This window comes from Alkalicella caledoniensis (assembly GCF_014467015.1).
Classification (GTDB): domain Bacteria; phylum Bacillota; class Proteinivoracia; order Proteinivoracales; family Proteinivoracaceae; genus Alkalicella; species Alkalicella caledoniensis.
Map to the genome: position 1 here is coordinate 806,120 of NZ_CP058559.1, position 12,374 is coordinate 818,493.

Here is a 12,374-nt window from a genome sequence, read left to right on the forward strand (position 1 = left end):
TCAATTTAATTTTTAGAATAACATATTATAGTTTCATTATAATACTATATTGATTATTTTTATATATTTAAAGTATATAAAAAGTAAAATTTTACCTCTATGTGTAAAAAGGATTTAAAGGCTAGTAAAACATCGTATAAAAATAGTTAAGCCAGCAGCCCCCTTAGGATGTTGCTTTTCAAATTATTAAATTTATTTAATAATTTGAAGTGGTATCACCTTAAGAACTACGAATATATAACTAGTGAGAGAAAAACCAGCTGGTATTTTTTACAAATGTTACGAACTTTTTTTAATAAAATGTATTGTTATTATTTTCACGTTATGGTATTATGTGCTTGTGAAAGATAATACATAAACTTTTAGGAGGGGAATTTAATGAAAAAAGCTTTAATACTTTTATTGACTCTAAGTATGATGTTATTCATGTTTGCTGGATGTACTAGCGAAGATGCTACTCCAGATCCAGACAACGGGGACGACCCAATCGTAGAGGAAGGCGCTGTATCTTTTGGTTTAGGCGTAAAAACTTCAATTGGTAAATCTAGAAGCATGGCTGACGATGTAACTGCTCAAGCTCAAGTTGACACAACTTTCGCTGGAGTATCCTTTGACAAAGATGGTAAGGTTGTTGCTGTTCACATCGATGTAGCTCAAGTAAGAGTTGCTTACGATGAAGAAATGCAACTTACTACTGACAAAGCTGGTCCTTTCTTAACTAAGAAAGATCTTAAAGACAATTACAACATGAAACCTCGTTCTGACATTGGTAAAGAATGGTATGAGCAAATTGCTGCTTTCGAAGAGTGGATGATCGGTAAAACAGTTGCTGAAATCAAAGCTCTTAACGTTAAGGTTGTAGACGATGCTCACCAAAACGTTCCAGATGTTCCTGAACTTACTTCTTCAGTTACAATAACTGTTGAAAGCTACATTGAAGCAGTTGAGATTGCTTGGAACAACAGAACTGAAGCTGCTAATATCGATAAGTTAGGTCTTGGTTACACTATCTCTATTGGTAAGTCTAGAGGCGCTGGTGACGATGTTACTGCTCAAGCTCAAGTAGATGTAACAATGTCTGCTACAGCATTTGATGCTGATGGTAAAGTTGTTGGAACTCAAATCGACGTTGCTCAAACAAGAGTAGCTTACGACGAAGAAGGCCAACTTACTTCTGACAAATCTGCTAAATTAAAGACTAAAAAAGAACTTAAAGAAGATTACAACATGAAAGCTCGCTCTGACATTGGCAAAGAATGGTATGAGCAAATGGCTGCTTTCGAAGACTGGATGGTAGGTCAAACAGTTGCTGAAATCAAAGGCCTTAAGGTTAAGGTTGTAGACGATGCTCACCAAAACGTTCCAGATGTTCCAGAGTTAACTTCTTCAGTTACAATCACTGTAGAAAGTTACATCAAAGCAGTTGAAAACGCTTTCGGTACTAAAAAATAGTTAAATAGTATATCAAGGCTCCCACCTTTGTGGGAGCTTTTTTTTTACTCTACTTATATACCAAGTATTTCATCTATGATATCCTATATATAACTATTTCTTGTTTTTTTCATTCTCAAAGGATTAACTTACTATCTACGAGGAGGTTATTTTATGAAAACAGTGTTTTTGAATTCTAGTAAAGTAAACTTTGATGGAAACCTAGATTATTCACCTTTGTCGAAGGCTTCCACTTTAGCAAATTTTCATAGCAGTTCTCCGGAGGAAATTTTAGAAAGAGTTAAGGACCATGATATCGTCATAACTAAAGAAATTCCCTTAGGTGGAGACTTAATAAGGAACTTCCCCCCTTGTGTAAAATTAATCTGTGAAGCGGGTACTGGATATAACAACATTGACCTTGTGGCTTGCAAGGAAAAAGGTATAACTGTTTGTAATATCCCTGGCTACAGTACAGACTCTGTTGCTCAGCTTGCTATCACCCTTTTGTTAAGCCTTAGCTCCTACCTCACCCAACAACAAAACATGATTCAAAATAACAACTTTAATAACTTTACTAAACACTTACAGGTCCCACACTTTGAGCTAAATGGTAAAACCTTAGGTATTATAGGTGCTGGAACCATAGGCCAAGGTGTCATCAAAGTAGCTAGGGCCTTAGGAATGAATATATTAACATACAATAGAACACCTAAATTATGGGATGATCCTAGGGTCAAGTCAGTAAGCTTAGATGATCTATTAGCTGGCAGTGATTTAGTCAGCCTACACTGTCCTCTTACCCCCCAAACTAAACATTTGATTGATATAACTAAGCTTAAGCTTATGAAACCTAGTGCTTATTTAATTAATACTTCAAGGGGTGCCCTGATTAACGAAACAGATCTCATAACTGCGTTGCAGGAAAATATTATTGCAGGTGCAGGGCTAGATGTGCTAGACCCAGAGCCACCTACCCTGGATAATCCTTTATTCTACATGGATAACGTAATTTTAACACCCCACATAGGGTGGCAAACCTTAGAAGCAAGGCAACGCCTAATCAACCTTCTTGGGGAGAACATTAAAGCCTTTATCAATGGAACACCCATGAATGTGGTAAAATAATTTTTGACCCAGTCTACTATTTATAGTAGCTGGGTCTTTTTCAACTCACTGCCCTCTTTCACTAAGTCAAATAATGGGTTACAATATATATATGAAACAGTGTTGAAGCAGATAAACACTGTAATTACAGTTAAGGAGTGTGAGTCATATGGATATCAAATTAATATGTATAGACCTAGACGGTACTTTACTAAATAGTGAAAATGCTATAACCCCAAGATCCAAAGATGCCTTACTAAAAGCAACACAGCTAGGAGTTCATGTTGCAGTAAGTACTGGCAGGACCTTTGTGGACGCCGATTATTACTCTAGCTTAGTTGGTTTGAAAACTCCCATTATCTCTTCCAATGGTGCATACATAAAAGAAAAAGATCAAGGTAAAGTAATCTATCAGAATGTGTTAGATGAAAATGTTTTGACTACTATTCTTGAAATATGTAAAAGATACGGCATTTCTCCTTGTATGAATACACCTTTTAAGAAATATCACGGTAAAGACTTTAGTGAGCTTTTCAAAATTTTTGATGAAAAAGCTAAAAAATTTAACCGTATTATAACTGTCTATAAGAGAGAACTAGTAGAAAATATGGCAGAATGGAAAGATATCATAAAAAAAGAAAAGGACAATATTATAAAGTGTGAATTATACAGTAGTAATAAAGAAATTATATTAAAAATCAGACAAGAGCTGGATGATTTAGATGATGTTGAGGCTATTTTCTCCATCCATCACAGTATAGAAGTTACATGTAAAGGTGTTTCAAAGGCTAGAGGTGTTGAGATTCTTGCAGGATTTTACAACCTAAAGCCTGAGAATGTAATGGCCATAGGAGATAGTGAGAATGACCTCTCAATGATTAAGTATGCTGGCCTAGGTGCTGCCATGGGCAACTCCATAGATATGATTAAAGAGGCCTCTGACTATGTCACAGATAGTAATGATGACGAAGGAGTTGCTAAGGCCATTGAAAAATTTGTATTAAAAATGGGATAGGCTATTTAGCCTATCCCATTTTATTTTACATTATTTTTGATATCAGTTCTTTATTAGGTGATGCTATTGAAACTGCGCTGATGATACCACCTGAATCCTCTAGGTTATTCTCACAGGCTTTTATAGCTTGTTTAACTGCTGCCACTTCACCTGTTATTAAAACAAATCCTTTTCCACCTAAGCCCCTTGCTAATCTTATCTCCAATAATTGGACATTGGCAGCTTTTAGTGCCATATCACCTACCACTATAGAAGTAATTGCAGAAATTGTTTCTATAATACCTAAGGAGCTTATTTTCTCTATTTCCCCCGTGGCTGTCAATGCCGGGAAAACAGCTTCACTTATATTTGAAATAACATGGTATTCTACTGTAAAACTACTTCCCACATTCTTTCCAACCTCAATAGCATTTTTTACTGCTCCTACATCACCTGAAATCAAGCTGATGTACTTACCAGGACAAATGGGTGTAGATAAAACCAGTTCCACATTGGCGGATTTTATCATTTCGTCTGTTGCTTCTATTCCTTTTGCAATGCTTTTAAACTCTATCAGTCCGATGGATTTTTTCACAAATTATCACCTCTTATCAGGGTATGGATAAAGTTTTACATAAATAAGAAAACGATGAAACTTAATATGAATATTGAAGTGGCAGGTGGATCAATAAATGTATCAGCATTACTATTGAAAGTCTTACCTGCTATCTCACCTAAAACACCAGATATAACAGCGAATAATGCTCCTATATATATATTCCCTGTGGCTATGGTTGCATAGCCAGCCACTAAGGTGATGTGATGTGTTGCTGGCAAATCAAAGCCCATCTGAACAAAAATCAAAGTTGCTGCACTTATTACAAAACCTAGAACATCAATTTGAGTAAGGTCTACTAGATAAGAAATTACTAAACCAAGTCCTAGGGAATAAAAGGCTACAAAAGCCAGTGTTTTAGAATCAGGGAAAATGCTTGGCTTCGGATTATCAACTGCTGCCGCCACCTCGGCATTTTTGGGTGCAAAGATAGCAAATAATCCAGCTCTACCAAAAACTAAACGAGCTATAATTGCAGAAGTAAATACCGTTAAAGCCACAGTGTCTGTCTTAAGTGCTAATTCCACGTAAACAGCATTGATCATGTAACCCACAATACCGAAGATACCACCAACAAAAAGAACGCTTATATCATTTGTCTTTTTAAGTGGTGTAACTATGTCTAAACCACTTTCTAAAGATCCCTTCTTGTTTGCTGCAAAGGCAGCTGCTGCTACACCACCAGCAAATGCTATATGTGGACCAAGTAAGGCTCCAAATGTCACATCTGTTAGAATTGTTGCAGGTCCACCACTTGCTATTACTCCCATACCAATAAGTCCTACAAAGCCAGTAAAAATAAAAGCAGGCAATGCTCCAATTAATGCACCTAATATTCCTCCACCAAAGGCCGCTAAAATTAAAGCTAATTCAAACATAAATTCATCCCCTTTTTTTGATTTATGAAGAAATTTCTATCCCCTTTTGATTAATGCTTTTGACAGTACCACTGATGCTTGCATGGATCATTGCGCCAAGCTGCCCATCATTAACATTAGCCACAGGATCACCTTTTTTTACAACATCCCCTACCTGCACTAAAGGTTGTGCCATGGCACCAATATGTTGTTTTTGACTAAGTACCACACCCTTGACTGTTTCATCTACACTTTCAATAAGAGGTGCGTCCACGTTATATTTCTCTAAACTCAGTCTGGCAATTAGTTTTTTCACTGGAAATTTTCGATAACCCCTAAACTGATTTACTTCTTCTGGTTTACGGTTATTATCATTTTTTATGCCAGCTGCACTCAGCCTACCCTTTAGAAAACTATTTAGTTTCCATGGTTGTAAGTCCATAATACATGCTAATTCACATAAACCACATTCACAACATAAAAATGCTTCAGTTACAGATGAATTATTCTCACAGGTACTGTTGTAACTGGCAATTCTCATTAATTTATCTGGATGTAGTTTATGTCCTATCAGATTTCTTGGACATACCTCTGTACACAATGAGCAGTGGCAACAAGCTGTTTTTGCTTCCCGGAGCGTAGCTTCAATGGATTTTCTCTTCCCTTTTACTAAAGGATGCTCCTTCGGAAGAACTATAAGACCCTTGGTGGTTTTGGTGATAGGACTATGGATGTCCTCAACTAACTTTCCCATCATCGGGCCTCCATCAACTATCTCAAACTCTGCAACTGTAGGGCCTCCTGCTAACTGAATCATCTCATTTATACTAACACCCAGGGGCACCTTTAATGTCACGGGTTTATTCACTTCCCCTGTGACTGTTACATACTTTTCTGTAACAGGTAACCCTTTTTTCGCATAATAGACATTTATCAGTGTTTCAACATTGATAACCACTACTCCCACTTGTAACGGTATTCCACCTTCAGGGACGATCCTATTTAGTACTTCGTAGACAGTAATTTGCTCATCCCCTGCAGGATAGAAATCACCTAAGGTAAAGACCTCAATGGTTTCATCATCCTTTGTTAACTTTTCCAATTTTTCTATGGCAGCATGGTATTTTTTCTTTAGTGCAATAATACCTTTTTTTGCACCGGTTTCTTGAACCACAGCCTTTAGTCCAATAATCATTTCTTCAGCTTTATAGTACATTAGTTGCTGATCCACCCGTAGTAGTGGCTCACATTCTGCTCCATTAACTATTACGTACTCTGCCTTTGCCTTAACCTTAACATGGGTAGGGAACCCTGCTCCCCCTGCACCTACAATGCCTGCTCCTTGGATTAAACTAATAAGATTATTATCCATGCTTCCCACCTCGTCTTATTTAATGGCAAATCCACCGACTAAAGTACATCTTCTTCTTCTAGCAAAGCTCTTAGCTGATGTTAACCCTTCGCCGGTGGGTCCTGCAATGGTAAATGTTGCATAACCTTCGCCTCCAACACCAATACCCGCAAAGGACGGCCCATTTTTAACGAAGATTGTTGTCTGAATTTCTTTAGCAAATTGAGTTAAAGTATCTATATTCTTTGAGTGCATGATGGCTGTATGTCTAAAACCATGTTCAACACTTACAGCTAGTTCAATTGCCTCTTGAACATCCTTTACCCTAACTATTGGAAGAACAGGCATCATCAATTCACCTACTACAAAGGGATGATCTTTTGGTACTTCCATAATTATGGCACGGACACAATCATCACATTCAATCCCCATTTTACCTAGAATATAATCGGCATTTTTGCCAACGAACTCTTTTACTGGATAGCCATTTTCGCCAACAATCATTTTTTGTAGTTTTAAAATGAGTTCTGGATCTTTTAATTCATAGGCTCCAGATTTTTTCATGTTAAAAATTAGGTAATCAGCTACTGAGTCAACCACAATAACTTCCTTCTCTGCAACACAAGGTAAGTTATTATCAAAACTGCAGCCGGCGATTATATCCCTAGCTGCTTTTTCAATGTCAGCAGTTTCATCAACAACTGCCGGTGGGTTTCCTGCTCCAGCTCCAATGGCTTTTTTCCCTGAAGATAGCACTGCCTTTACAACAGCAGGTCCTCCAGTTGCCACAAGCATATTAACTTTCTTATGTTTGATCATTATATCTGCCTGTTCTAGGGAAGGATTACTCACAGTTGTCAATAGGTTACTAGGTCCTCCCGCATCAATAATACTTTTATTAAGTATCTCAACTGTTTTAAGGGAAGTCTTAGTGGCAGAAGGATGTGGACTAAATACAACAGAGTTACCTGCTGCAATCATACCAATTGCATTACATATAATGGTTTCTGAAGGATTTGTGGTAGGTGTGATAGATCCAATAACACCATAGGGTGATAATTCTATCAATGTCAACCCATCATCACCAGAGTACACATCTGGCTTTAAATCTTCTATCCCAGGTGTCTTTTCTATTGCAACTATGTTTTTACTCACTTTATCTTCATATCTACCCATGTTGGTTTCTTCATAAGCCATCTTTGACAGAAGCTCAACATTTTTCTTAGCTTCCTTACGCATGGCTTCTATGAATTTCCCTCTGGTTTTTAGATCAAATTTAACAAGCTCTTTTTGAGCTATCCACGCAGCCTCAACTGCTTCATTCATATCCTGAAAAATTCCTAAAGTTTCTTGAGGTTTTTGGGATTTTGCAGTCATTTCTACTAGTACTTTCTTAACAATTTCTTCTATTTTTAATGTTTCTACGGTCATACTAGTTCCTCCTTTCGTACTCAAATACCCTAAGTGCATGATTTGCAATTTTCATATCTTCTTCCACTGAGCCACCACTTATTCCTATACCACCAATTATCTCGTTATTAAGCTTAAGGGGATAACCTCCCCCGAAGGTAACAAGTTTATTTTGGTTGGTCCACTGAAGCCCGTAAAGGCTTTCTCCAGGCTTTACTAGTGGAGCCACTTCATGGGTAGGTAATTTAAGGGCAACTGATGTATAGGCTTTGTTAGGAGCTATATCTAAGCTTGCAAGTAGTGCATCTTTCATTCGATGTAGCAATAGAGGATTCCCTCCGTCATCTACTACTGCGAAAACAACTGGAACTCCCATTTCACTGGCTTTTACTTCAACGGCTTCTGCCATTTTTTTAGCAAGATCCAATGAAAGATTGTTATCCACAACTTGGTGCCCTAGCCGCTTTAAAACCTTTTCCTTAACGGTTTGGACCAAGGCCCATTGCTCTTCTTCCCTGGCCAACATAAATAGCGCATCAGACAAACGATTGATATATTGAACTATTTCTTTTGGTATATTTTCTCCTCTACTTAGTTCTACCACCAAGCGTTCACCGCGCCTTATAATAGTTCTAGCTAGATGAATACTGGCAGAGGCAGGTGTTCCTCCAGGAATTACAAACTCTGTTAAAGGTCCTAATTTCTTTTCGTATTGATCAATAATATTTTCAAGCATATCAATATCTTTTTGTCTAATAGGTTCTTTAATATATTCCTTGCCTTTATCATCAGAAGCTAACTGTGCTCCTAAAACAAACAACTTCTTCTGAATGATTCTAAGTATATCTTGGATCTCTTTGTTTTTGATTATAGAGTAGGCTACTCCTATTGCAGCATTTGCTTCATCTAAAGTACCATAGCAGGATACTCGCAGTGTATCTTTACCAGTACGACTTCCTCCAAGGAGTCCAGTTTCCCCTCTATCACCTTTTTTTGTGTATATGGCCATATCTTCACGTCCTCTACGGTTGTACTTCGATATTATCGATTATGCCAACTATTGCAGCATCAATGGGAGAGTTTGGACTACCAAAGACATGTCTTGCAGAACTTCCCTTTGATACCAAAACATACTCACCTTTTCCTGCTCCAACTGAATCTATTGCAACCTCTTCTATTCCCAATGACTTACCATTGGCATCAGTCTTCTCAACAACCATCAGTTTTTTCCCAACAAGGGTTTCGTCTTTCCTAGTTGCAACAACCATTCCAATCACTTTCCCTATATACATCTGCATCACCGCCTCTTTAATGATATTGATGCATTTACCATCATTTTTTGATAATCTTAACCCCAATTTTTTTAGCAGTATCATAAGCCAAGGAAGTTATAATTGTAGTGCTTGGTACATACATAACCCCTTGGGAGCTACCAGTCTCAATGACATCGGACCTACTAAGGACCTTCTTGTTAAAATCCACGGAAATGGAATCACTGCTATGCTTATTATTTTCAATGGAGCTAAGCAAATCAGTGGAGTTCACAAGCTTTATCCCGTATTGTTCTAGGGTGGCTAGATGTTCTTGGTTTTTTGCTAAGTAAGCAGGAGGTGTCTTATCCATACCCATTTGTTTTCTAGTGGGATTTTTTAAATCGCACCCGTCTTTAACTGCAACTATGGGGATACCTTCCATAATTCCGTGGGCCACAAGGTTAGTTACTAATGTATCTGCAATGTTTAAGGATACCTTGGTCGCTGTATTTACAGTTAATGTAGGGATGATAAAGTAGTTAACATCTTCGTATAAACTCCTAGGGTTCTTTACTTCCCTCTCTAAAATCACTTCTTTAACTCCCAGTTGTTCCTTTATAAGCTCTGGAGTCAAGACATATTCTGCGCTATTTGATAGTAGAAACTTAAAGTTCCACCCCATATCAATTAGCTTTTTAATCTGTGGCATCACCTCGTTAAAACCAATGGCTGCCCCAGTAAAAATAACTAATGCTCTTTTCTTTCTAGCCTCTAATCTCCTTAATACTTCTTCAACAATCCAATTAAAGGCTTCTTCTGGTTTCAATTAAATCACCTCACTTCTTACAGTTCAGTGCTATACCCAAAGGGGTTACTAACAGTGGTTGGTCTGGTTTAAGTGTTGGAACACCTATTTCTTTATAGAACACATTCTCAAATTCTTTAAAACAACAGGCTCCCCCAACAACATATATTTGTTTCACATCATAGTTTGCAATATGTCTTTTAACTATAGAAGCCATTTTCTCCACCACAGGTTTTACAACTGTAAAAATCTCCCCTTGCATACTAGGGTCTTTTTTTAATTTTTCTCCTTCATCAAAGGGAACTTTATAATTTCCAGCTACAACTAAACTCATGTGAGTTCCACCTGTTGCTTCATCAGCTGTATATATCACTTGGCCATCCCTTAAAATACTAATACCAGTGGTACCGCCTCCCACATCCACTACAGCTCCGTCTGTTACACCTAAAACTGAAGAAGCCGCTGTTGGCTCATCTATAACATTGATACACTCCATGTCAGCTGACTCTACAACGTTGCAAATGGCCTTGGCATTTCCTCCTATTGTTCCTGGTGGTACAGCTGTTGCAGCATAGCTAAGACGTGTACCTAGGTAACTTTCCACCTGGTGCTTTAATTGCTTAACTATTCGTACAGCACCTACATAATCTACCACTAACCCATCCTTAACAACTGAAGCTGGGTATAGGGCACCTGCCACTGGATGATCATTTTCATCTAGAACAGATAATACTATATTTGCAGTACCTAGATCTACACCGACCTTCAAATCACCTTTAGGCTTTATGATCTCTTGCTGTAGGTTTATTAATTTGGCAAAACTTGCAATGTATTCATTGGCTTTAATAAGGTCCATGATGCAATCTCCTTTAGCCCTTCAGTATTTTTGCTAAGTCTCCATTACTTATTCCACCAGCATTTGCTTCATCCATATCCAAATGCATTTCCAATTCAAATTGGTCGGAAACCCGTATCAAAACGTTATGATAAACTAATTTTCTGATACCATCTATTTCCACGTTAACCAATTCCTTATCCTTTAAACGGAACTTATCAGCAAAGGTTGGAGGGATGTGGATATGTCTTAATGCCGCAATAACACCTTGCTTTTTTTCAACACTACCCTTTGGACCCTCTATGATAAATGAAGGTGTATCTTCAGTTTTTCCTGACTCCCGTACCGGTGCACTTAAACCCAGCTTAAATCCATCACTAAGGGAGATTTCAACTTGTGTTTCTGGTCTAACAGGTCCTAATATCCGAACACCTTCAAAAAAACCCTTAGGCCCAATTATTTTAACGGTCTCTTTAGCTGCAAATTGACCTGGCTGTTTTAAGTCCTTCATTTTGGTCAGTTTATAACCTTGACCAAAAAGTATTTCCAAATCCTTTTGGCTTAGGTGGATATGACGATTGGAAATTCCGATGGGTACATAAGCCTCTTCCCCATTGCCATTTATCCTTTTGACCACTTCTTCTACAACTTTTTTTATGATAACTCTTTCATCTACGGTCAAACTTTTTTCCTCCTTATTAGGGTTATGAGTTAATCCCTAGTAATTTTTGAGGCAACACAATAATAGCTTTCAAGGCGATTAGGAAGGTTAGTTTCTAATCACCTTGAATTTTTTTTATAAGGTTTTTGGTAAAATCTTCTCTGTATCAGCGTTGGGTCTTGGAATAACATGAATTGAAACAAGCTCTCCAACTTTTTCTGCAGCTGCAGCTCCTGCATCGGTTGCTGCCTTAACAGCACCAACATCACCTCTAACCATAACAGTCACAAGACCTGATCCAATTTTTTCATAACCTACTAAAGTTACGTTAGCAGCCTTTGTCATTGCATCTGCCGCTTCAATGGCTCCTACTAAGCCTTTGGTTTCAATCATTCCTAATGCGTCACCCATTGTTTATTCCTCCTTTAGTTCTTCGTAGTGTATACAAAGGGTCCGAAGTTCACCCTTTTCCCTTGGACATTTAGGATCTTTACATAAGTTACAGGTTTCTGTAGAGATTTCAGTGGTAGATTCTAACTCTTCTACCTCTACTACCTCTTCTTGTACTTTTGTTTCTTCTTTTTCATCAACTATATCTTCCATGGTCTCTTCTATAGCTTCTTCTTCCACATCTACTTTATTTTCTTCAAGCTGTTCTACTGCTACTGTCGTTTGTTCTTTTACTTTTGGATTGTTGTCTTTTTTTTTGGTCTCTTTTACTGTCTTCTCTTCCTTGACCTCTTCTTTAAGTTGAGGTTGACTATATCCCACTGTCTCATTGGTCAAAATAATCTTTGTAATTTCATCATGAGGTCTAGGAATAATCTGTCTACTCCAAACACTGGTAACCTTTTCAGCAGCTGCACAACCTGCTTCAACAGCTGCTTTCACTGCTCCAACATCGCCCTCAAGCTTGATGGTAACCATACCACCTCCTTTGGATAACTCATATCCCAGTAAGCTTACATTAGCTGATTTAAGAGCTGTATCTGCAGCTTCTATAGCAGCAGCCAAACCTACGGTTTCTATTAGACCTAAGGCGAGTCTTGGCAAA

Annotated in this window: 14 protein-coding genes; 3 read left to right on the forward strand and 11 right to left on the reverse strand. The window is 37.8% G+C overall.

The features are described 5' to 3' along the window. The first annotated feature begins 378 nt into the window (after positions 1 to 378). From HYG86_RS03980 to HYG86_RS03990, 3 genes are all read left to right on the forward strand, one after another. Positions 379 to 1,452, forward strand: coding sequence for a putative periplasmic lipoprotein (locus HYG86_RS03980; RefSeq protein ID WP_213167654.1), 1,074 nt, complete (start codon positions 379 to 381; stop codon positions 1,450 to 1,452). A 153-nt stretch (positions 1,453 to 1,605) separates the two neighbouring features. Then, positions 1,606 to 2,559, forward strand: a complete 954-nt coding sequence (locus tag HYG86_RS03985; protein WP_213167655.1) for an NAD(P)-dependent oxidoreductase — start codon at positions 1,606 to 1,608, stop codon at positions 2,557 to 2,559. A 148-nt stretch (positions 2,560 to 2,707) separates the two neighbouring features. Next, positions 2,708 to 3,553 (forward strand): Cof-type HAD-IIB family hydrolase, encoded by an 846-nt coding sequence (locus HYG86_RS03990; protein ID WP_213167656.1) that lies wholly within the window; start codon positions 2,708 to 2,710, stop codon positions 3,551 to 3,553. 25 nt (positions 3,554 to 3,578) lie between these two features. Here the strand turns inward: HYG86_RS03990 and HYG86_RS03995 are convergent, their stop codons facing one another. The 11 genes from HYG86_RS03995 to HYG86_RS18255 form a co-directional block, all read right to left on the reverse strand. Continuing rightward, the gene (locus tag HYG86_RS03995) at positions 3,579 to 4,127 is read right to left on the reverse strand and encodes a BMC domain-containing protein (protein ID WP_213167657.1); all 549 of its coding nucleotides are present in this window, start codon (positions 4,125 to 4,127) and stop codon (positions 3,579 to 3,581) included. A gap of 35 nt (positions 4,128 to 4,162) precedes the next feature. Next, entirely contained in the window at positions 4,163 to 5,026 is an 864-nt protein-coding gene (locus HYG86_RS04000) for a DUF7973 family transport facilitator (protein WP_213167658.1), read from the reverse strand. Positions 5,027 to 5,048: 22 nt separating this feature from the next. Beyond that, positions 5,049 to 6,377, reverse strand: coding sequence for a 4Fe-4S dicluster domain-containing protein (locus HYG86_RS04005; RefSeq protein ID WP_213167659.1), 1,329 nt, complete (start codon positions 6,375 to 6,377; stop codon positions 5,049 to 5,051). Positions 6,378 to 6,392: 15 nt separating this feature from the next. After that, positions 6,393 to 7,787, reverse strand: a complete 1,395-nt coding sequence (locus HYG86_RS04010; protein WP_213167660.1) for an aldehyde dehydrogenase family protein — start codon at positions 7,785 to 7,787, stop codon at positions 6,393 to 6,395. A 1-nt stretch (position 7,788) separates the two neighbouring features. Continuing rightward, complete coding sequence (locus tag HYG86_RS04015; protein ID WP_213167661.1) at positions 7,789 to 8,775, reverse strand: cob(I)yrinic acid a,c-diamide adenosyltransferase; 987 nt, start codon at positions 8,773 to 8,775, stop codon at positions 7,789 to 7,791. 13 nt (positions 8,776 to 8,788) lie between these two features. After that, a complete protein-coding gene (locus HYG86_RS04020; RefSeq protein WP_213167662.1) occupies positions 8,789 to 9,058 on the reverse strand; it encodes a EutN/CcmL family microcompartment protein in 270 nt (89 codons plus the stop codon). Between the two features lie 40 nt (positions 9,059 to 9,098). Continuing rightward, positions 9,099 to 9,845 (reverse strand): flavoprotein, encoded by a 747-nt coding sequence (locus HYG86_RS04025; protein WP_213167663.1) that lies wholly within the window; start codon positions 9,843 to 9,845, stop codon positions 9,099 to 9,101. 10 nt (positions 9,846 to 9,855) lie between these two features. Continuing rightward, positions 9,856 to 10,680 carry an ethanolamine utilization protein EutJ gene (gene eutJ / locus HYG86_RS04030; RefSeq protein ID WP_213167664.1) on the reverse strand — a complete coding sequence of 275 codons (825 nt, stop codon included), beginning with the start codon at positions 10,678 to 10,680 and terminating at the stop codon, positions 9,856 to 9,858. Between the two features lie 13 nt (positions 10,681 to 10,693). After that, positions 10,694 to 11,341, reverse strand: coding sequence for a phosphate propanoyltransferase (gene pduL / locus HYG86_RS04035; protein ID WP_213167665.1), 648 nt, complete (start codon positions 11,339 to 11,341; stop codon positions 10,694 to 10,696). 114 nt (positions 11,342 to 11,455) lie between these two features. After that, positions 11,456 to 11,731, reverse strand: coding sequence for a propanediol utilization microcompartment protein PduA (gene pduA / locus HYG86_RS04040; RefSeq protein WP_213167666.1), 276 nt, complete (start codon positions 11,729 to 11,731; stop codon positions 11,456 to 11,458). A 3-nt stretch (positions 11,732 to 11,734) separates the two neighbouring features. Next, on the reverse strand, positions 11,735 to 12,373 hold the full coding sequence (locus HYG86_RS18255; RefSeq protein ID WP_213167667.1) for a BMC domain-containing protein: 639 nt from the start codon (positions 12,371 to 12,373) through the stop codon (positions 11,735 to 11,737). Position 12,374 lies beyond the last annotated feature (1 nt).

Coding starts and splice junctions, on each gene's coding strand:
- HYG86_RS03980 (WP_213167654.1), top strand. CDS start 379: ATGAAAAAAGCTTTAATACTTTTATTGACTCTAAGTATGATGTTATTC.
- HYG86_RS03985 (WP_213167655.1), top strand. CDS start 1,606: ATGAAAACAGTGTTTTTGAATTCTAGTAAAGTAAACTTTGATGGAAAC.
- HYG86_RS03990 (WP_213167656.1), top strand. CDS start 2,708: ATGGATATCAAATTAATATGTATAGACCTAGACGGTACTTTACTAAAT.
- HYG86_RS04000 (WP_213167658.1), bottom strand. CDS start 5,026: ATGTTTGAATTAGCTTTAATTTTAGCGGCCTTTGGTGGAGGAATATTA.
- HYG86_RS04005 (WP_213167659.1), bottom strand. CDS start 6,377: ATGGATAATAATCTTATTAGTTTAATCCAAGGAGCAGGCATTGTAGGT.
- HYG86_RS04010 (WP_213167660.1), bottom strand. CDS start 7,787: ATGACCGTAGAAACATTAAAAATAGAAGAAATTGTTAAGAAAGTACTA.
- HYG86_RS04015 (WP_213167661.1), bottom strand. CDS start 8,775: ATGGCCATATACACAAAAAAAGGTGATAGAGGGGAAACTGGACTCCTT.
- HYG86_RS04020 (WP_213167662.1), bottom strand. CDS start 9,058: ATGTATATAGGGAAAGTGATTGGAATGGTTGTTGCAACTAGGAAAGAC.
- eutJ (WP_213167664.1), bottom strand. CDS start 10,680: ATGGACCTTATTAAAGCCAATGAATACATTGCAAGTTTTGCCAAATTA.
- pduA (WP_213167666.1), bottom strand. CDS start 11,731: ATGGGTGACGCATTAGGAATGATTGAAACCAAAGGCTTAGTAGGAGCC.